General features: G+C 54.6%; 22 protein-coding genes. 7 read left to right on the plus strand and 15 right to left on the minus strand.

All coding sequences use genetic code 11. The features are described from left to right. Positions 1–43: 43 nt before the first annotated feature. The 3 genes from HOV93_RS22605 to HOV93_RS22615 are packed head-to-tail and all read right to left on the minus strand — an operon-like array spanning position 44 to position 1958. Positions 44–409, minus strand: a complete 366-nt coding sequence (locus HOV93_RS22605; protein WP_207398823.1) for a VOC family protein — start codon at positions 407–409, stop codon at positions 44–46. 48 nt (positions 410–457) lie between these two features. Beyond that, complete coding sequence (locus tag HOV93_RS26520; protein WP_207398824.1) at positions 458–1204, minus strand: helix-turn-helix domain-containing protein; 747 nt, start codon at positions 1202–1204, stop codon at positions 458–460. Between the two features lie 10 nt (positions 1205–1214). Beyond that, complete coding sequence (locus tag HOV93_RS22615) at positions 1215–1958, minus strand: putative signal transducing protein (RefSeq protein ID WP_207398825.1); 744 nt, start codon at positions 1956–1958, stop codon at positions 1215–1217. Positions 1959–2252: 294 nt separating this feature from the next. Between HOV93_RS22615 and HOV93_RS22620 the strand changes: the two genes are divergently transcribed. Together HOV93_RS22620 and HOV93_RS22625 are read left to right on the plus strand one after the other, a co-directional pair. Then, a complete protein-coding gene (locus HOV93_RS22620) occupies positions 2253–3227 on the plus strand; it encodes a hypothetical protein (protein WP_207398826.1) in 975 nt (324 codons plus the stop codon). A gap of 72 nt (positions 3228–3299) precedes the next feature. Next, complete coding sequence (locus tag HOV93_RS22625) at positions 3300–3680, plus strand: hypothetical protein (protein ID WP_207398827.1); 381 nt, start codon at positions 3300–3302, stop codon at positions 3678–3680. Between the two features lie 65 nt (positions 3681–3745). Here the strand turns inward: HOV93_RS22625 and HOV93_RS22630 are convergent, their stop codons facing one another. From HOV93_RS22630 to HOV93_RS22640, 3 genes are all read right to left on the minus strand, one after another. Further along, a complete protein-coding gene (locus HOV93_RS22630) occupies positions 3746–4945 on the minus strand; it encodes a DegT/DnrJ/EryC1/StrS family aminotransferase (protein ID WP_235990817.1) in 1200 nt (399 codons plus the stop codon). Between the two features lie 195 nt (positions 4946–5140). After that, entirely contained in the window at positions 5141–5815 is a 675-nt protein-coding gene (locus HOV93_RS22635) for a metallophosphoesterase family protein (protein ID WP_207398829.1), read from the minus strand. Between the two features lie 99 nt (positions 5816–5914). Beyond that, positions 5915–7066, minus strand: coding sequence for a lactonase family protein (locus tag HOV93_RS22640; RefSeq protein WP_207398830.1), 1152 nt, complete (start codon positions 7064–7066; stop codon positions 5915–5917). 213 nt (positions 7067–7279) lie between these two features. Between HOV93_RS22640 and HOV93_RS22645 the strand changes: the two genes are divergently transcribed. Then, the gene (locus tag HOV93_RS22645) at positions 7280–9022 is read left to right on the plus strand and encodes a cytochrome c peroxidase (RefSeq protein WP_207398831.1); all 1743 of its coding nucleotides are present in this window, start codon (positions 7280–7282) and stop codon (positions 9020–9022) included. A gap of 10 nt (positions 9023–9032) precedes the next feature. Here HOV93_RS22645 and HOV93_RS22650 read toward each other — a convergent pair whose 3' ends face one another. The 3 genes from HOV93_RS22650 to HOV93_RS22660 all read right to left on the minus strand — a co-directional run bounded on the left by HOV93_RS22650 (position 9033) and on the right by HOV93_RS22660 (position 11445). Further along, positions 9033–9929, minus strand: coding sequence for an alpha/beta hydrolase (locus HOV93_RS22650; RefSeq protein WP_207398832.1), 897 nt, complete (start codon positions 9927–9929; stop codon positions 9033–9035). A 91-nt stretch (positions 9930–10020) separates the two neighbouring features. After that, positions 10021–10431 (minus strand): carboxypeptidase-like regulatory domain-containing protein, encoded by a 411-nt coding sequence (locus tag HOV93_RS22655; protein WP_235990821.1) that lies wholly within the window; start codon positions 10429–10431, stop codon positions 10021–10023. A gap of 48 nt (positions 10432–10479) precedes the next feature. Continuing rightward, on the minus strand, positions 10480–11445 hold the full coding sequence (locus HOV93_RS22660) for a DUF1559 domain-containing protein (RefSeq protein WP_207398833.1): 966 nt from the start codon (positions 11443–11445) through the stop codon (positions 10480–10482). Positions 11446–11861: 416 nt separating this feature from the next. On the opposite strand from HOV93_RS22660, the gene HOV93_RS22665 reads away from it, so the two are divergent. Further along, a complete protein-coding gene (locus tag HOV93_RS22665) occupies positions 11862–12338 on the plus strand; it encodes a hypothetical protein (protein ID WP_207398834.1) in 477 nt (158 codons plus the stop codon). 42 nt (positions 12339–12380) lie between these two features. Here HOV93_RS22665 and HOV93_RS22670 read toward each other — a convergent pair whose 3' ends face one another. Together HOV93_RS22670 and HOV93_RS22675 are read right to left on the minus strand one after the other, a co-directional pair. Then, complete coding sequence (locus tag HOV93_RS22670; RefSeq protein ID WP_207398835.1) at positions 12381–13259, minus strand: thermonuclease family protein; 879 nt, start codon at positions 13257–13259, stop codon at positions 12381–12383. Between the two features lie 8 nt (positions 13260–13267). Further along, positions 13268–14443 (minus strand): serine hydrolase domain-containing protein, encoded by a 1176-nt coding sequence (locus HOV93_RS22675; RefSeq protein ID WP_207398836.1) that lies wholly within the window; start codon positions 14441–14443, stop codon positions 13268–13270. 209 nt (positions 14444–14652) lie between these two features. Between HOV93_RS22675 and HOV93_RS22680 the strand changes: the two genes are divergently transcribed. After that, entirely contained in the window at positions 14653–15072 is a 420-nt protein-coding gene (locus HOV93_RS22680) for a hypothetical protein (RefSeq protein WP_207398837.1), read from the plus strand. A 218-nt stretch (positions 15073–15290) separates the two neighbouring features. Continuing rightward, entirely contained in the window at positions 15291–16247 is a 957-nt protein-coding gene (locus tag HOV93_RS22685; protein ID WP_207398838.1) for a DUF1559 domain-containing protein, read from the plus strand. A gap of 208 nt (positions 16248–16455) precedes the next feature. Here the strand turns inward: HOV93_RS22685 and HOV93_RS22690 are convergent, their stop codons facing one another. From HOV93_RS22690 to HOV93_RS22705, 4 genes are all read right to left on the minus strand, one after another. Beyond that, complete coding sequence (locus tag HOV93_RS22690) at positions 16456–16995, minus strand: hypothetical protein (protein WP_207398839.1); 540 nt, start codon at positions 16993–16995, stop codon at positions 16456–16458. An 82-nt stretch (positions 16996–17077) separates the two neighbouring features. Then, entirely contained in the window at positions 17078–17428 is a 351-nt protein-coding gene (locus tag HOV93_RS22695) for a DUF3307 domain-containing protein (protein ID WP_207398840.1), read from the minus strand. An 18-nt stretch (positions 17429–17446) separates the two neighbouring features. Beyond that, positions 17447–17818 (minus strand): hypothetical protein, encoded by a 372-nt coding sequence (locus HOV93_RS22700; protein WP_207398841.1) that lies wholly within the window; start codon positions 17816–17818, stop codon positions 17447–17449. A 96-nt stretch (positions 17819–17914) separates the two neighbouring features. After that, positions 17915–18139, minus strand: coding sequence for a PF20097 family protein (locus HOV93_RS22705; protein WP_207398842.1), 225 nt, complete (start codon positions 18137–18139; stop codon positions 17915–17917). A gap of 95 nt (positions 18140–18234) precedes the next feature. On the opposite strand from HOV93_RS22705, the gene HOV93_RS22710 reads away from it, so the two are divergent. Continuing rightward, positions 18235–20118: a thioredoxin domain-containing protein gene (locus HOV93_RS22710; RefSeq protein ID WP_207398843.1), complete on the plus strand. Its 1884-nt coding sequence runs from the start codon at positions 18235–18237 to the stop codon at positions 20116–20118. The last annotated feature ends 9 nt before the right edge of the window (positions 20119–20127 follow it).

Raw genomic sequence — 20127 nt, forward strand, 5'->3', positions numbered from 1 at the left:
CGCCAGTTCGCAAGCAACTTAAAGGTAAGTCTGACACTAGTCTTCACCCCAGTCGCTGCACTACATCTACCCCGATGCCGTTGGGATCTTTCAAGACAAAGTGCCGGTCACCCCACGCTTCGTCGCGTAGCTCTTGTTCGATCGGCTGGCCTAATTTTTTGATTCGCTCGCGCTCGGCCGTTGCGTCTTCAACTTCCACAGTGATCCACATGCCGTGGCCGGGATTTGCTTTTTGAAACAATGGATGCTGGCCCTCCATCTCGGGGCGTAGAAAGCCCAGTTCACTGGGACCAAGTTGCAGCAGCACGAACCAGTTTTCTTCGAAGAGAACCTCGCAGCCAAACAGGTTCACATAGAACGACTTCGACTCTGCTAGTTTTTCGGTAATCACACCGGTCCAAAATTTCATCGAGCAGCTCCTTAGGGATTGAATGGGAATCGCCCCATTTTGGGCCGCCTAGTCGTTTTCGTCTTGCAAGAATGCGACATGTTTCTTCAGGAACCGCACCGGCGAATTGCCCGTCAGTCGACGAAAGTCGTTGGTCATGTGGCTTTGATCCGTATATCCCGCGGCGAGAGCCACATCGGCCAACTTGGCACTGGGGCGACCGATCAAAGCGGCCGCAGTTTGAAACCTGACGATCGACGCAAACAGCTTCGGCGAAATGCCCACGTCGTCGAGAAACGTGCGTTCCAATTGCCGCCGACTTCTTCCGTACATACTAGCCGCTTCTTCAATGCGGACGTTGCCGGAATGTTTCTCGATCCAACGAATGACCTGATCGACTCGATGCTCGTCAGGATGACGGCAGGCAAGATGATTCGCCAAAAGCTGGTCCAAACGCTGGAAAACCTGCGGCGTGGCGATCTGCTCCGGCACATCTTCCAGCGAGAACCGAAGTACTTCAGACGCCGCCTCGTGGTGGTCGGTAAGTTCTTTCGCTGCCAGCGACATAAAGTGGCGAGCCTGACCAGGGCGGAAACGGACGCCCAGATAGTTGGTATCGGCAACCAACGGAACTTCGGCGGCCGAAGTGGAAGTTCCAAACAACCAGCATTCCGTCGAAGTCGCATTGGCGGCAAAGACCAGATCAACCGATCCATCGGGCAAGATCGCATGCGTCACCTGGCGATTGTTGCGGCTCACCCAGTAGTGACTGACCAGCGGACGGAGTCCCGGCGATGGGAGGCAATTGAAAAGCACGCAGGCACCCTCAAGCGGCCGGGGGTCGAAACATAAAGAAAAAGAAGGAACCCCAGACGCTACCACTGAGCAAATTTAAGAGGAACGCCGCGTTGAATCGCCAATTGCCATCTGAAGTGAATTGAGTCGATTCTCTCAGGGCGGCAAACAGCAGGTACATCGAGTAGAGGTTCGCGAAAAAGGGCACGAAAGTTATCCCTAATATCGATGCTCGCCAGGCCCGGACGAGCATGGCTTCCGCTTCTTCGCTGATCTCGTTTACCCCAGTTGGCCTTTCGGCACCTGCGACTTTTGCTTGTGGTGAAGCGTACGGGTTCCCCTCGTCGAAGTGCTCTTTATCAGGCAGTGGCTCGTCGCTGTCTTCCAGCAGGGACCCTTGCTCTTCCGTCTCATCAAGTTCTGCGATCGCTGGCATTGCGGCTTCCACTTCGCTGCGTTCGCCACCGCAGGACCAACAGACCTGAAAGCCTGCATCAACGACTTCCTCGCACGTGCCGCAGTACCAGGGGTCGCCGGTCGGCTCGTGACTTTCTTGGCTCAGCTCTTCGACGATGTCCAGCGCCTTTTCGGCCTCAACCGAGCGAACAATCACATGCACCCCGCCCAGAGCACTACCGATATAGCTAAGCGATGTCTGCAGATCGCCGCCGTCTACAAACGCCCGAATGCCATGATCTTGCAGCACGGCCTTTAAATGATCGGCATCAGCGGCATTGGCGTAGCTGGCGATTTTGAGGAATTCAGACATAGGCATGATAAGTGGATGTCGAAAGAGTGAGCCGAAAGATACCAGCTCATAGAAACACGAGAGGATACTCGTGTAAGCTTACGAAGTCGCAAGCAGAGACACAAGTTTCTTGACCGATCCCGATACTCGTCTGTTTCTTACGCTCTCAGGCAGGACTGGGTCTGCTAGCGATCTGCCTGACTTCTCTCGGCTTTGGGTTTGACCCGTTCGGCGATTTTTCGTACCTATGCCACACGCGTGGCCGGACCTTTAGTTTTTCCTTCCTCAGTTCGGCCGAATTCCTGGGAAAGTTTCGTCAGCGTGCTATCACGACCTGTCACAATTCGATTCGCGATGCTTGCGTTTGTGCTGCTTGGTTTGGCAAGTGGTTGCCGCACGACCGATCCGTCAGTTCAACTGCTCGAGTCGGAGCTGCGTTATCTGGAGGACAAGGTCTACTCCTTGCAGGACGTCGTCCATCAGAAAGATTCCCAGATTGCTTCCGTCCGCCGCGAGAACGAATCGCTTCGCAAGCAGCTTGGTCTGCCGGAAGGAACCCAAGTCAATTCTCAACCAGAATCAATCCCTACGCCACTGGCCAGGACGTCGAGGATCACGGCTCAAACGGATAGCGATTCGTTGATTAGCCCCGTAATCGAACTAGGTGAATCGAGCCATCTACCAGACCTGGAAAGCGTCGCTCCTGGCCCAGAACTATTGGATGGCCCATTGCTACAGCAGTTTGATCCGGAAGCCGAGGTGGTGGTCGACCGGGTTGTGACGCAGATGCAGCTCAATCCCAAGCTGACCGGCGGCTACGATGCCGACGACAAGCCAGGCGATGATGGCGTGATGGTGGTGATCGAACCGCAGAACGAAGTCGGCCAGTACGTCGACTCCCCCGGACCTGTTTCGGTTGTCCTGCTCGACCCGGCCTACTCTGGCAAGGAAGCGTTCGTTGGCCGCTGGGACTTCGATACGACCGACTCGGCCAAGTACCTCAAACGAACCTTGCTAGGCAAAGGCGTCCACCTCAAGCTTCCCTGGACGGAAGGAAAGCCGGAGCACGAATCGCTGCAACTGCACGTCCGCTATTCGACCGAGCAGGGCGAGGTCATCCAGCAAAAGAAAGACATTCAGGTCGACCTCCGCGGCAAAGACTCGGCCCGCTGGACACCAGCCACCGTTCCGCTGCCTGCATCGCGGACGGCATCTCGTCCCGATGCTTCTACAGAGGATGCCCAGGACGAACAATCAGGGCTGCTTAAGAAACCCCTCTGGCGACCATTTCGGTAGCTAGTTTCTGGCTATCTCAAAACTAGATGTCTATAATCGCGGCCACACCTCAATCAATTGGGAGTGGCTATCTTGCCTTACGAAAACATTATCCAGTTCTATGCCTATGTCACGCCCTTTCTGGGAGCGACCCAGTTTATCGTATTGGGAGTATGGCTCGGTTTGATGCTGCTTTCCCCCGCGACTTTGGAAGGGCTTACAGAAGAGCAGATCGCAAAGCTAAGATCTTACCGAAGACGTTATGTGCGGATTCTTTTGCGATCAATTTTTGGGTTCGTTGTGCTGCTCCCAATCAGCGGATTCTTCCTGTGGACCGCAACTCGGCATATAACCTCTCCATCAGGTAGTTATATCCTCTTGGGAATTCTCTACGGTCTTTGGTGGGTTTATCTTGTCGGAGGAATTCTGTTCACGGCCTGGCAATGCCTGGAGGAACTCCGGGAAGGACAATAGTTAAAACAAAAAAAGCGACGCCCTTTTGAGCGTCGCTATCAGTTCTGATCTTGTATCGATATCGCCTAAGCCGACTTACGACGAGGCTTGCTTTCGAAGTTGGCTTCGATTCCGTAGAACATCGCGATCGAGCTGACCACGTGGTGCTGCTCGTCGGCGGTTAGTTCAGGGAAGATCGGCAGGGCCAAGACTTCCTCGGCGGCCTTTTCAGTTTCCGGCAAAGGTGCCAGATCTTCTTTCAAGGCGGCAAAGCACTGCTGCTGGTGAAGCGGGACCGGGTAGTAGATCTCGCTGCCGACCTTCAAATCGGCCAGATGCTTACGAAGCGAATCACGGCCACCGCGCGGCACGCGGATCGTGTACTGATTCCAAACGTGGTAGCTGGTGTCACTTTCGGTTGGAAGCTTCAGTACCAAATCGAGACCGCATTGGTTGAACAGTTCCGTGTACCGCAAGGCGTTCTGCCGCCGCATCTCGGTCCACTGCGCCATGTGCTTCATCTTGACGTTGAGGGCCGCCGCTTGCAGCGTGTCCAAGCGGCTGTTGATACCGACTACTTGGTGATAGTAGCGGGGTTCCATGCCGTGTCCGCGAAGCAGCTTAAGCTTGTCGGCAAACCCTTCGTCGTTGGTGACCAGCATGCCGCCGTCGCCCATACCGCCGAGGTTTTTAGTTGGGTAGAAGCTGATACATCCGGCGAGACCCATGCTGCCTGCTCGCTGGCCGTTGTGCTCGGCAAGGACAGCTTGAGCCGCGTCTTCAATGACGGGAATGTCGTGCATCTGGGCGATCTTGTTGATCTCGGTCATGTCGGCACATTGGCCGAAAAGATGTACCGGAATGATCGCCTTGGTGTTGGGAGTGATTTGTTCTTGCAGCCGAGTTGGATCGATATTGAACGAGGTGGGTTCGATGTCGACAAACACAGGCTTCGCGCCAAGCCGCCACACACAGCTGGCGGTCGCGAAGAAGGTGAAACTTGGGACGAGGACTTCATCGCCCGGTCCGATATCCAGGGCCATGAGCGACAATAGCAAAGCATCGCTCCCGGAAGCACACCCAATGCCGAACTTGGCATGCGATGCGGCGGCACACGTTTCTTCCAACTGGAAAACGTCTGGGCCAAACAAGAACCGGCCCGAGTCGAGAACCGACTCGAAAGCCGCCATGAATTCTTCTTTCAACGGTGTGTTACCACGGCTAATGTCCAGCAGTGGAACTTGCGAAACACCGGATGCGTTCACGCCATTGTTTGCTGTCGTCATCCCTGACTTCCTTGATGAATTCGTACTTTTCCCACGCATTTAAGCAGGCTTCTTGCCTGCTGACCTGTACGTGGTACGCGAAAACGATAGGAAGATTGCTCATAGGGGTCAAGGGCAAGCATTCCCACACCATGAAATACGATCGTCTTGGGTGACATGCAACGTGATATCATCGAACCCGAGCATCTTTCGCCCCTATGCTAGCGTTCCCAGGCGTTGTTGGTTGGCCTGATTGGTTTGCCAGAAGTGACTTTTCTGCACGTCCAAGCAGGTAAGCCAGCCTTCGCCGTAGACCCACGTATCGATCACCACCGAATGACCCACGTTGAGCGGCCAGCCAGATTTTTGTGAGGTATGCCCGCAGATAACTGTCTTGCCCGAAACGTGCGGGCCGCGGTTGGCGAACTTGTCCCAATAAAGGGTCATGTTGTCCTGCGCGTCGAGCGGCAGGTCAGGCAACACGTTTCCATGCACATAAATGTGAGTGTCATCCTCGAAATACGGCCGGCAGACTTCGTCCAGAAACTGCCAATGGCGCTGGGGGACTCTTTCCAGGCTTGGTGAATCTGCCGAATCCCGCACGTATGACTCCAGGGCTTCCTCGCCGCCATATCCTAACCATGACAGGTAGATTCCTTCATCGTCGCGGGCCGAGCGCATCATGATTTCGTGGTTGCCAGTCAGGCAGACAACGTCATGTTTCTGATGCAGCTCGAGGATTCGCTCGATCACGCCGCACGAATCAGGCCCGCGGTCGACGTAGTCTCCCAGAAACACCAAGCGATCTTCCGAGGTAGGCTCGACCAGTGTCAGCATCTTATCGAGCGCGGTCAAACATCCATGCACATCGCCAATGGCCAAAGTACGCAACGAACTTCCCTTTTCTCAACTCATTCCCAAAAAAGAAAGATGGCTACCACCGATCGAAGGTGGTGCCATCTCACGAATCATTTTCCCGTGTGCGATCGACTATCTCGGCACGAATTCAATGCAGCAGGGATTGGGCACCGAGATTTGCGACGGCAGTGGCTTGAGCGTACCGATCTTCGCGTCGATCTCGAAGATCACGATATTGTTCGTACCCTGATTGGCAGCGAGAAGAAACTGACCACCGGGGGCAATTCGAAAATGCCGAGGCGTATTGCCCATGGTGTTGACGTGGCCCAGTGGCGTGACAAGGCCCGTTTCATCATCGATTCGGTAAGCGGCGATGCTGTCGTGACCACGATTCGAGGCGTAGAGCCATTTTCCGTTAGGATGGATATAGATCTCGGCAGTCGTGTTATTGTCTACAAAATCTTCCGGCAATGTAGGAACACGTTGCAGGTGCTCGCTTTCCCCCGTGTTGGGATTGAAAGCGAAGACATCCATGGTCGAATCTAGTTCGTTGAGAACATACACGCGTCGGCCTGCTCCGCTGACCGCCAGGTGTCGTGGACCTGAGCCTGGCGCAATTTCGAGATACGCTGGATCGTTCAATACCAACTCCCCGGTCGCACCGTTGATCATTCGATAGATCATCACTTTGTCGAGCCCTAAGTCAGCTGCCAACACAAGCGGACTGCCAGGCACGTGATACATGCCGTGTGCATGCGCTGCTTTTTGGCGAGACTCATTCACGCTCGAGCCTTCATGCTGAAAGAAGGATGTCGCCGGAGCCAACTGGCCGTCCTCGCCGATCGGCAGCGTCGAGAACGAGCCACCTCCATAGTTGGAAATCATTAGAAAGCGTTTCCCGGGTGAGATCTCGACATGGCAAGGACCGCGTCCAGCGGATGCTTCCTGGTTCAGTAGATCGAGCGTTCCGTCTTCGTCAATCGTAAACGCCGAAACAGCCCCTGAGTTGCCATCGCCGAAATCAGCGACCTCACCGACTGCGTATAAATTCTTCTTATCGTTGCTAACAGCCAGAAACGTAGGATTGTCGATCTCGTAGGCGAGTGTCGGCAAGCTCATCTGACCTGTCCGTGGGTCAAGTTCGCTTCGATAGATGCCTTGGCTGTCACCCTTGGTATAGGTACCGATGTAGAAGGGAAGCCTCGGACCCTCGTTGACGACTTTCCCAATCTCAATCACTTTCGATTGTTGCTGGGCGTAAACCTGTTGCGTAGCGATTGCCACGCAGGAGAATATTAAAGTGGTAAAAACATTGCGGCGTGTTAACATCGAGGAAATCTCCGGTATTGGGGTTAGGTCCCTGTATTGTACTTAGGCGGAAACCACAAATCACGTCAGTCTTGCTGAGGCGAGATTCGCGTTTTGGCTTGTCCGAATCGGATTGCTATGAGAAAATGGGGATTCCCCCGTCCTTTTTCCTTCCGCGTCAGATAGCTCATGATCCGTTTCGCCGCAATCGCCGTCGCGTTTCTCTTGGCGTCTCTTAGCCACGCCGCGCCCGCTGACCGAGTGGATCCGTCTCAACCGACACTCCGCAGTCCGGAAGACCTTATCCTGAGCGAAGATGGCCAGTTTCTGCTGACCGCCAATCGAGGGACCGGCACGATCTCGATCGTCGATCGCCGACAGGGCAAGATCTCTTCAGAATGGCGTATTGGCCAATCTATTGTTGACCTGCTGCCTCTTTCCGATCAACGATTTTTGGCCCTCGATAGCGGGGCGAACGCAGCCATTTTACTGAAACAAAATGGGGACGTGCTGGACATTCTCTCGCGCGTCCAGCTTCCTTACTCTCCGGTGAAGTCCGACGTAAGCTCTGACGGGCAGCAGATCTGTGTAAGTTGCCTGTGGCCCAGAAAGCTTGTTTCGCTCAGTCTGACCGGCGATCAACTCAAGCTTCAGCGGGAACTGATTCTGCCATTTGCCCCACGCGTGGTGCTGTTCGTCCCCGATGTTCAATCGATTTTGGCGGCGGACAATTTCGGCGGACGATTGGCAATTGTTGATCCCAATACGTTCACCGTGCGGCATGTTCGGGAGTTTCCGGCACATAATATCCGTGCGATGGCCCTTTCACCGGACGGAACGAAGCTGCTCTTTGCCCATCAGTTACTCAACAGTCTGGCGGTCACGAACGAGAACGATATCCACTGGGGTCTCGTGATGAGCAATGAGCTGCGCTGGGTACCGCTAGGCCATGTGTTGGACGCGGAAGCCGATTTCTACGGCAACGGTTTTATGCATCCGATCGGCGAGCCTGGTAAGGGCGGGGGAGACCCAACCGATATCGCCGTGATCGACGATTTGCAGGCAGTCGTTTCGATGGGGGGCACAGGTCAGGTTGGTATCGGCAAGCACGAAGCATTCGGCCTCTTTCGCGTTTCAGTCGAAGAGCATCCGACGGCGGTAGTGGTTTCGCCTGAGAAGGACGTTGTGTACGTCGCCAATGGCTTCAGTGATTCGATCTCTATAGTAAACATCGAACAAGCGGAAACCATCGGCCGAATCTCGTTGGGCTCCATGAGAGAGCCCAAGTTGGTCGAGCAGGGGGAGCGTCTGTTTCACAATGCTCGCCTATCGATGGAAGGCTGGATGTCTTGCCATAGTTGCCATACCGACGGCCACACCAACGGCCTGAGCAGCGACAACTTGAGCGACCAATCTTACGGAGCGCCGAAGCGAATTCTATCTCTTTTGGGTAAAGCCGATACGGCACCCTTTGGTTGGCTGGCCGTCAGTGACACGCTAGAAGAACAAGCTCATAAGTCGGTTGAAACGACCATGCACGGTCGCGATCTTACGGACGAGCAGGCCTCGGCATTGGCGGTCTACATGAAAAGCCTGACATTACCCCCTCCAATCGACACGTTGCAAGCAACGCGTAACCAGGCAGCCGTGGCTCATGGCCGGCAGATTTTTCTGCGAAACAACTGCATTAAATGCCACGCTCCGCCGCATTACACTTCGCCGGAAGTCTACGATGTAGGGATGCACGATAAAGAATTAAACCGCGCGTTCAATCCTCCCTCACTTCGCGGGATCAGTCATCGCGATACGTTCTTTCACGACGCTAGAGCCACATCGCTGCGGGATGTCTTTGAGGTTCACGGACACCAACTGGCCGTCGAGTTGACCGACCAGCAATTAGATGACCTGCTCCAATTCCTGCGAAGCCTTTAGGAGACGAGACTTATTCGGTCGGTTGCTTGGTGCTCAATACTTCCGTTTTCAGCCACCCTGTCGCAAGTTCCGGCCATTTGGTGACTGGCTTCTCGGTCGGACGCAGGCCGTAGCCGTGTCCACCTGAAGCAAAGATGTGTAGCTCGGCCGGAATGTTCAGTCGCTTCAGACCCAAGTAATAGGCCACGCTACCCGTAGAAGGAACACGGTCATCATTGGCATGCACCAAAAACGCCGGCGGAGTGTTCTCATTGACGGACGCTTCCGGCGTTAGCTCGGTATCGGCATCCTTTGTATTCAAATACGCCGGATAGATGAGCAAAGTAAAGTCAGGCCGTGCGCTCAACTTGTCGGTATCGTCAATAGGATTGTATGCGGTCTCATCTGCGTTCGAGGCAACCGCCGCCAGGTTTCCGCCGGCAGAGAACCCCAGGATACCAACCTTCTGCGGATCGATTTTCCAGGCTTCAGCATGGGCCCGAGTCAGGCGAATCGCTCGCTGGGCATCGCTAAGCGGGTTCGCGTAAACCTCGCCGTCCTTGGCACGAGGAACCCGATAATGCAGAACGATCCCGGTCACGCCGATCTTGTTCAACCACTGGGCAACTTCGACGCCTTCCAGATCATACGCTAGGATGTTGTAGCCGCCACCGGGGCAGATAACCACTGCCGCGCCCGTGTCGCTTTCCGCATCTGGCTTGTACACGGTGATCTTAGGCTTGGTCACCTTCGTTACACGGTTGCCGATCCGCTCGTCCATCTCGTCGACAATTTCCTCTTTCTCGCCAGCGGCCAGACCAGGCACCTTTCCCTCGGGCCACAGGTCGACAGCGACCGGTTCGGCAGCGAACGAGGAAGTAACAAGCGTTAAAAAGGCTAGCACGGAAAGCGGTCGCAAGTGAATCATGATGGGTGGTTCAATCAAGGTGCAAGAGTTGAACAAGGGATAGGATTTACCTTTGAGGTTATCCTGCCCAAAGCATGGATGCAATCTTTGGCTAGGAACTCGTCAATTCCAGGTCGAAGTGATTGCTGCCCGGTTCGACCGTGCGTATCAGTTCTGATTCTTCGTTGAACCTCTTGGGAACCTTCTCCGGCACGCCGGGATCTTCTACTCGACCGTTGTCGCCAATCACTTTCTCTCGGTAGGTCGTCACGCGGATTTCGTGATCACCCAGCAGTGCGCCTTTGGCTCCGGCGGCAAACTCGATGATGAAGTTGCCATTTTCATCGGTGACCCCTTCCGCCGTACGTCCTCCTGCGACAGGTCGAAATGAAACCACCGCCTTTGGCAAAGGATTGCCATCCAAGGTAACGGTACCATCTACGGTTCCCAATTCAGGACCAGAAGAACTGCATCCGATCAAGCAGCAAGAAACCAGAAACAACGAAAATAAACGAGCAATCATAAGGACCTCAATTTCTATTTCAAAAGAAGATCGCTACCCGATACCGGCTTAGTATTCTCCGATCGGATTACCATCGTCTTTGCAGATGAGGTACTCGTAAACGCTGTCGACGGTTGCATCGGTATCGTGGTCGATCGTTTCCGGCAGGAAATGCACTGACCCATCCACAAATAGAAACTGGGCACCCCCGGGGTGGTTGCTGCTAAAGCCGCGGTCGCAATCTTGCGCGTTCGTACAATTGATAGGCCAGCGTCCCCCAGCGGTCACATACGAATTTCCTTGAAGGCTGTGGTTGGCCGTATCGCCGTTGGCCACTAACTGAGTTCCGGCTCGCAGCATTCGATCGGCGAGCTTCCAGGTACGCTCTCCGATGGCAATCGTGTTGCTCGAGCCATCGACAAAGTCTGCGAACGTAAATACGCGATCGTTCGTATCCTTGGCCATGAAGCCATTCCAGTTGTCTCGGTCGAGAGTATTGCTGTCGTTTGCGCCGACATAATTGGCCAGCGCAATGGCGTCGCAGCCGCTGCCCGTGCAATCGGCGCTGCCGTCGCCACTACCGGAGGGCACCTTGCGTTCGGTATTCTGGTCTGGCCCACTCGAGGAAGGACAACGATAGCCGTCGAATCCTTCTTTTGCCGCAGCGAGCCGGGTTGCATCACCCAGCGAGACTTCACCAGGCAGCGTACCTACTTGGAGGAGCTCGTAGAGATTGCCTTGCTCAACCTGAGGTAACAGAAACGCAGTCCAGGTCCAAGTGCCGCATTTACCTTCCGGACAGCTGCTGGCAGCTTTACGGGCTTGGTCCATCATCATAGCGCTAGGAAATTTGCCAAACACGTCGTGGTAGTTGTGCACGGCGAGTCCAATTTGCTTCAAATTGTTAGAGCATTGCATCCGCCGAGCCGCTTCGCGTGCCTGCTGCACGGCAGGCAGAAGCAGGGCAATCAAAACACCAATAATGGCAATCACAACCAATAACTCAACGAGGGTGAACCCCTTTACGTGTCGCATGATGGTCTCCGGACGAGATTAGGAATGGGAATCAGGCGGGGCAACAAAACGCTCAGAACTCATGACATTTTTGTCGTTTAATCCCTTATCGTAACGGACTTCGCTGAAAACGTCATATTATTCCTGTTGTTTTTATTATTTAACGCAACTTTTTCGTCACTTTAGGCGGCTATCAGATCGATGTGATGGGTTAGGCGAACAGTTTAAATCGCATAAAGAGGCACACTGTTTGCTCTGATCTTTTGGCAGTGCTGGACTTAGCAGAAGAGGCCATCGAAACCAATCGATTAAGCAAGCTTCAAGAGCTTGGTGAAGATCGTAACAATCTTCACCAAGCGGTATTGCTAAGTTGGGCTCCTATAAGCGTTAATACGCTACGGACAATTCACCATTTCTCTGCATCAGGAACCCAAACCATGGGTCACAAAGCCGTTGTTGTCGTCTCGCTAGACGGCCAAATGGCTGGCGGAACGTATCTTCTACGGGGTGTCACAGACAACCTCGAAATCGATATGCTCCCCAACTTACAGCTCCTTCCTACGACGCCCATCGAGGCAATTCAAGATACGCAAACGGAAGGTTTTCAAGGGGTTATGTTCCTTGGTACCACCGTCGCCAAACGCCAAATCGAAGTGGGCCGTTTGACCGATATCGACCTCTGGAACCCTCAGGAATACAAGCATGATCTTTTGAACGCATGGCATCGCAAGATGACCAAGGCCAAGAAAGACGGCCAGATTCCGACCCTGGCGCGTGCGTTGTTCCTGCACCACGAAGAAACAGTCCACGCCGATCAAATGGCGAACACCATCTTACCGATGGTTCGACGCGTTGCTCTCTGGACGCGGTTCTGGAACAAGCAGCAACTGACACCCAAGACATCCGTTTCCTAAGCGTGTCTTGAGGCGAAATGCCAACGGCGATGGTGATTTAGGTCACCCGCCGCACATGTCGCAGGGCTTCCCATTGTCTGACTGGCAATACTTTCCGCGGCTCGTTCTGCCGTAGTGTTTGCACGTGCTGTTGTGCCGCACGCCGCTGGAAGTGTTCAGCCAATAACGGGTTGGCTGCATGGGCTCAGCCGTGTTCTTCGCCTCTTCCATCTCTCGTCGACGCTTCTCGGTCAAACGATATCGCCAAGGTGGTGCAGGACTTACGTCGCGCCAAAGCCCGGCTTTCTGAGCCTCGGCCGTCTTCTGGGCTCGCGCCAGATACGCATCTCCATTGAAGTGACGGTAGTGCCAGGCCATTCCATGGGCGAGTTGATCGTAATTCAACCAGCGATCGCTGAGATAAATGTGGCCGAGGATCCTTCCATATGGATCGGACTCGTCGTAAGCGACGAGTATCTCTTTGCCGTAAACCACATCATTGAGCATCTGACGGCTTTTCGTTCCGAAGGCCTGGCCACGCTCTGGGGCGTCGATTCCCTCTAAGCGAATGCGATGCTGCCGCTTGTTGGCGTCCAACAGTCCAAGGGTGTCGCCATCGGCCACGAAGATGACCTTGCCGCGAAGAACTTTCACAGGATGATCAGCAATCCATCGTTGATCTGCGTCGGAAAATTGTGCCTGGGGAACGAGCAACATTTGCCCAGTTTCCGTCCACAACGCGACGCGATCACCATCTAGATAGGCGAATCGCGATTTTGTCAGAAATTTTCCACCGACGTCATGCCACGGGCGAAACGAGTCGACCAACGGCGGATCAGGCTGAGCTTGTGCCAGTGCCATCGGAGCCGACAGCAGTGCCAGCACTACCCAGACGACTACCAGTTGGCTCGATAAGATCACAAGTTTTCGACCGATCGACATCTTCTAGCTCACTTGCTCAGCGCTGTGTTGGCGGCGTTTTGGAAATCTTTCCGCAGATCACTACCGTCGCTGTTGCCGAGATTCGAACGCTGAACAAGTAGAAGATAGACGCGGCCTTTTTCAGGATCACCCCAGCTTTGCGTTCCGAACGCGCCTCCGTGCCCGAATGTCCCGGGACTCAAGGCTTCCGTGACACCCTGCGGCTCTCTAATCACACAATAGCCTAGCCCCCACCGATTGCCGGGCGTGAAACCGGTAACAATCTCATCAGGCGTTTGTGCTGTGGTCAGTTCAGCGACCGAATCACGCGAAAGAATCTTCGTGTCACCGAGAAAGCCACCGTTGAGCATCATCTGGTAAAAGCGAAACAAATCGCTGGCCGTCGAGTAAAGGCCCGCGCTCGGGTTAGGATACGGGTCGGTCTTTACATTCCCGATCCAACTGCTGCTGGGCTTCAACTCGCCGCTATCTTTGTCCAGCGCATAGAGCGTGGCGATTCGCGGCTTCTGCTGCTCGGTCGGGGCAAATGTCGTATCGTTCATCTTCAAGGGAGTGAAGATCTTCTCTTGCAGGTAATCGCCGTACGGCTGGCCCGAGGCAACTTCGATCACTCTTCCAATGACGTTCAAGCCAGGACTGTACTGCCACTTGGTGCCAGGCACGCTATACAGCGGACGATCGGCCAAGATCTTGCCCTGGTTTTCCAAAGACTTCACCACGCGTTGATCGCCACCCAGGCCCGAGGTGTGCGTCAAAACCTGACGCAGCGTGATGGGTTTTTCAAGCTTCTTTCCATCGAATTCGACGTCCGCAAACTCGGGAATGTATTTAGAAACGGGATCGTCGAGATTCACCTTACCTTCTTCTACCAGAGTCATCAGCGCGGTCGCCGAGATCGGTTTAGTCATCGAAGCGATCGCAAACATCGCATCCCGCGTCATTGGTTTATTCGTTTCTAGGTCGGCCTTTCCGACGGCACTCAAATGGACCAATTTGCCATCCTCAGCCACTAGGGTAACGGCCCCGGCAACGACGTTCTTATCGACCAGCTTCGAGACCGCCTGGTCGACCTGATCGATGACGGGGACTTTCCGCCCGGTATCCTCGGCCAGGGCTGGCACAACCACGGTCAAAAGCAGTACGGCTATCCAATTGCGACAGAGTGTCCAAAGAGGGGATTGCATCGCGAAGGGCTTTCAAAGGGGGAACGTTGGGCGGAAAAGTTGGCAGCGTACCGCAATCAGCCCTCCTGTCAAGCATTTTCGCCCCTCTATTGGGGAACGTAATTTCCGCGAATTCGTCGTGAAGTGTTGGTGAATGCGTTGAGCATATTGAGTCCTTTTGGCTAGAATGGTAGTTGCTTTGATGGCTCTGTACGTCCCTTGGGAATTTCATGCGGCGATTTGGTAGTTACGCTCTGATTGCCACCTACTTGGTGGTGCAGCTTTTCGGTCAGGTTATCCATGCTTGGTCCGGCTGCGAGCACGCGCATTTGCCGGGTCATTCCCATTTGCCGGTCGCAGCCGCCGAAGACCATGGGCACCACCACCATGATCACGGTCATCACAGCCAAGACTGCGCCGAGCCTGTCTCGCACGAAGTGCCAGGCTGGCACGCCACCGAGCATTCACATGGGATCGTTGTCGACGGCTGTTTGCTTTGCCAGCATTTGGCTCTGGGGCAAATGGCACCGGCGGCCTTGATTGCCACGATCGACCGCGTTGTGATTGACGTGGTCGTCCCACAATCGACTCGCCTGATCACGGCGAAATGCTTAGGTCCATATTCTCCTCGGGCACCTCCCCTAGCGTAACTCTTAGCTATGGCGCACTGCTTTCGCGCCATCCAACATTCCATTTCCCTCACCCAGGAGGGGTCTAGGAATTAGTTCAGGCTCCTTTGCCGCGAACTTCCAACCGCATAAGCCCCGCGCACGCCGCGTTGCTAGCACCGCTACGCTACTTTATTTTAATTGTCCCCCGGCACACCTCGTGTGGTTCGGGTTGCCCATATAAAAAGAGAATTGAAGACATGACGCTACGCAAAGGTTTTACGCTAGTCGAATTGTTAGTTGTGATCGCCATTATCGGAGTGCTGATCGCGCTGCTGCTGCCTGCCGTTCAACAGGCTCGCGAAGCGGCACGCCGAATTTCCTGCTTCAACAATTTGAAGCAAGTCGGATTGGCTATGCACAATTATCACGACACCTTCGGCAGTTTCCCAAGTGGCTATATCGCCACCGACTCGGATACGAAAACGCCCCTTGCCGAAGGAGAGCCTGGCTGGGGCTGGGCTTCAATGATTTTGCCGCAGATGGAACAAGGCAACATTGCCGACAGCCTGATCGACTTTAACTTAAGCATCACCCACGGCAGCAACCAACAAGCTCGTGAAACGATCATTCTGCCGTACGCTTGTCCGAGCGACCGTGCTCCGGAGTTGTTCGAGCTGCATGATGAAAGTGAGAACCCGCTTACCGATCTCGCTTCGGCGAATTACGTTGGCTGCTTCGGCACGATCGAACTGCACGACTGCGAAGGCCTACCAGCGGGACAACGGTGCGACGGTGACGGCATGCTGGGTCATAACGCCAAACGGTCGATGCGGGACGTGACCGACGGAACTAGCCACACGCTGATGGTCGGCGAACGAGCCACCTCGCTGGGTGGCTCGGACGAACTGCTATACAGCACTTGGGTCGGTTCGGTCAGTGGTGGCGAAGAAGCGATCGCTCGCGTTCTGGGTGTGGCCGACCACGCCCCTAACAGCCAATACGAAGAAGACCACGATCACGATCATGACGGGGACGATGATCACGACGACGAAGAACACCACCTCGACGACTTCGGCAGCCGTCACCCAGCCGGCACGAACTTCGTCTTCGCCGACGGCTCGGCACACCTGATCACCGAAACGATCAACCTGGACGTTTACCGTGCCTTGGCAACGCGTAACGGTGGCGAAGTCGTTCCTGGAGACGGGTACTAAACTCGAGTAGGGCCCGCGTGTCGCGGGTCGGAAACCAGGTGTTGTTTCGCGATAACTCTTAAATCAGATGATTGGTACCCGCTAAACAACCCACGGTCCCAACCAGTCTTAAGCCCCAAACGGGGCGGTCGATAATAGCCCAGGGCGAAAGCCTTGGGCTTATTTTTTGTCGAAAGCGTTAGCCCTGTAAGGGCGAACGAACTGCAGTCTATGGATCAGAACGAATAGCAACGACACTAGATAGACGAAGTGACTTCCGAACCTCGTCGTGAATAAAGCCTGGACCTGAAACCACCACAGATAGATTCGTATCATAAACAGCGGCCTGAGCTTGATAGATGTCCCATCTCGGTCCATTTTTCTTTTTGATATTCGCAATAACCTTTTCTGCGTTCAGAAGTTTTTGCTTAACTTGGGCCGAATTGTTCGATTCTCGAATGATCTCCGCCAACTCAGTCGAATCGAATAAGGCGTAGACTTTAGTCGAGGTCACGTATTTCGAAGTAAGTCTTGGCCCATCGTTATGCTTCGCAACATCTTCCACCTCGTCAAGCATTGCCTTGCCAAGTTCATTGCGATCTCCATGTTTGACCAACACGCCCTGGGCTATGATTTCCGCCAGCTCGTATTGCTTCCGATCAAGGGCTTCGTGGAACGTTCGCACAATACTCTCACCTACCGGAGCCATCACCGGAAGATCGGCAGCATCTCCTACTAGATTGAAGCAGAACAGCAAAGTACCAACCAAGCAAATTCGGATCATGGCCATCAGATATCCCTCACGAGATCGACAAAGAAAGTCCCAAGTGAGATAAACCTACCACCTGATCTCAATTTCCGACAAGACGAATCCACACCAGCGTTCCCCACAGACACAAGAAGTGCAGATACTGGTCGAACCCGACCGTCGCGAAGAACGCGTGCATATTCTGTTTCTGATAGAAGTACGACGTTACTCGGCTGGTGCAAAAGTCGACCGCAAAGTGCAACACGCCGTTGATGATCGCGAACTGCAGACCAGGCACCAAACCCAGCATCGGCATGCAGGCCGCGCCGAGCACGGCCGAATAGACGCCCACATGGGCTGACAGGGCCAGAAGGTTCTTGCTCTTATTCTCGGCCATCCACCGGCTTTGGCAAAGGAAGTCGGCAATCCAATGGATGAGCATGATGTATGGCATTTCGATTCGCCGACCGTGCTATCGGTCGATCCCTAGCAGGGGCTCTTCTTCCTGAATGATCGGGCCGCGTGGGGTAAGTAGCAGCATGCTCAACGGCGTCTCAACGTCCTGTCTCTGAATCACCATTTGTCCAAGGGGACCGTGCTGAGCGACCTTGGTCACCTTGATCAACAATTCAGGATGATGCCACCAATGCGGTAAAGCCGAGGCCGCTTGCCCTTGGTGGTAAATCATCAACCGCGCGCGGTTGTCGCGCAATACGCGTGGTGGTTTACTCCGATCGATATCGAGCCCGTCGGAAAGCTCTGCCAGTCCCGGTTGCTCGGCAACAAGCGAAACCGGTAGCAGCAAGAGACTCAACAATAAGCTAGACCCAATCCTTCGAATCATCTGCGTCCTCCCGTGAAGCCCTTCGTTTGGAAACTCTCGCGACGATCAACTTACCTCGGTACGAACAAAGAAGGCAACGTGAGTTTTCACACTGCTTTATTTATCAAACGCGTACTCACGCAGCAGCCCACATTCCGGGCAACGAAACGTTGTCACTCGCATAGCATTCGTGTGACCGCCAAACGCAAGCGCCATTAGGTTAGAAAGCGTCGCCTGACCTTTTACCCAGCGTGACTGAATAATGCTGTTCGGGCTCTTAAACTCTGGCACGAACCCTTCCTCCATCGCCGCATCACAATCAGGACACTTCACATCAGTCATTGGTTCTCCCTTCTCGCTCGCAATTTGCTTGCCGATCGCCTATCCTCTTAGAGATATCCCTCACTGTCGGCATCCCACCTGAAGGCCACCTACTCATGAGATATTTCGCTACCCTGGCCCCAATCTTAGTGCTAATCGCAGCTCATTTCTCCTGGGCAGAGGATGCCCCGACCAAGAATCGCCTGCGGTTAGAAACTTCGGCCTATTTGCAGATGCACGCCGAGAACCCGGTCGACTGGTATGCCTGGGGGGACGAAGCACTGGCCAAGGCGAAGGCCGAGAACAAGCCCATCTTTCTGTCCATCGGCTACGCGAGTTGCCACTGGTGCCACGTGATGGAAAAGGAAAGCTTTTCCGATCCCAAGATCGCCGCGTTTCTCAACAAACATTTTGTTTGCATTAAGGTCGACCGCGAGGAACGCCCTGATGTTGATTCCGTTTACATGCTCGCCACGCAGATCATGGCCAACAACGGCGGCTGGCCGTTGAATGTCTTTCTTACTCCGGATGCCAAACCGTTCATCGGCACAACCTATTTACCGGCAGAAGACCGAGAAGTGCCGCTTGCCGATGGTCAAGCCGTCGGTGTGCAGCCAGGCTTCTTAACTCTAGCCAAACGTGTTGCCGTTGCATGGAACGAGCAGCAATCACAGTTGGAAGAAGTGGGCGACAATGTCACCCGGGCCCTGAAACAGGTTCTCGGGCGTCCTCTGTTGCCGCCAGACTTGGCCGATAGCGACAGTATTTTCCGCACGTTCGACCGCACGCTGGAAAAGGAATTCGACTCGCGTTTTGGCGGATTCGAGTTCGAAGAAGGAAACGACCGTATCCCCAAGTTCCCCCAGCCTTCGTACCTTTATTATCTGCTCAAGCGGAACGACGCCGGCGATGCCACCGCAGGGAACATGCTGGAGCTGACGCTTGAAAAGATGGCTAGCGGCGGCATCTACGATCAGGTCGGAGGCGGCTTTCACCGGTATAGCACCGATCGGCATTGGAAGATCCCCCACTTTGAAAAGATGCTGTACGACAATGCCCAGTTGCTGCCCATTTATGCCCAGGCCTCGAAGTCGCTCGAGAAGCCTGAGTTCGCTGAGGTCGCTCGCGGGATCGCCGATTTCGTGCTGACCGAAATGACCGGCCCCGACGGGCAGTTCTATAGCGCCATCGACGCCGACTCCGACGGCGAAGAAGGGGCCTACTACCGCTTTACTTCGGAGGAACTTCAAGAGCAGCTATCCGCCGATCAGATGCGTCTGGCCGAACAGGCATTCGGAATGACCGGCAAACCCAACTTCGAAGACCAGTACTTCGTACCGCAGTTCCACGGTGCACCAGAAGCGGAGAAGCTGGCCGAGTTGAAAGCAGCGTTGTTGTCGCTTCGAAACCAGCGAACCAGGCCGTTTCTCGATAAGAAGGTGATCACCAGTTGGAACGGGCAAATGATCCACGGCCTCGCCGATGCCGGGCGTATCTTGGACGAGCCGCGTTACGTCGCAGCTGCTTCCAACGCAGCCGATCATTTATTGAAGTCTGCCGCCGCCAACGATGGTCGCCTAAGACGCACGCCTGAGACCAAGGCCGAACATCCGCTGGCCTACCTGGACGACTACGCAATGTTGATCGACGGCCTTCTCGCGCTGCACACGGCGACCGACGAACCGCGCTGGCTGGATGAAGCCGTTAAGCTGCAAGCCACGCAGCAAAAGCACTATGGGGACAAGACCTTCGGCGGATACTACTTTACGCCGGACGACAACTCGAACCTGATCGTCCGCGGCAAGCTGTACACCGACGGCGCACTACCCAGCGGCAATGCCATTTCGGTTAGCAATCTGAAAGAGCTGGCCAAGCGAGTCCCTGACCAGGCAGAGCAGTACAACACGTGGGCCCAAAAGACCATCGAGTCAGGCTCGACGCTGCTGAACGATCACCCCCACAGCACGGCCCGGATGGCGGCCGAGTTGGTGAAAGATTGATTGAAACAA

The sequence above is a fragment of the Bremerella alba genome, assembly GCF_013618625.1.
Taxonomy (GTDB): Bacteria; Planctomycetota; Planctomycetia; order Pirellulales; family Pirellulaceae; genus Bremerella; species Bremerella alba.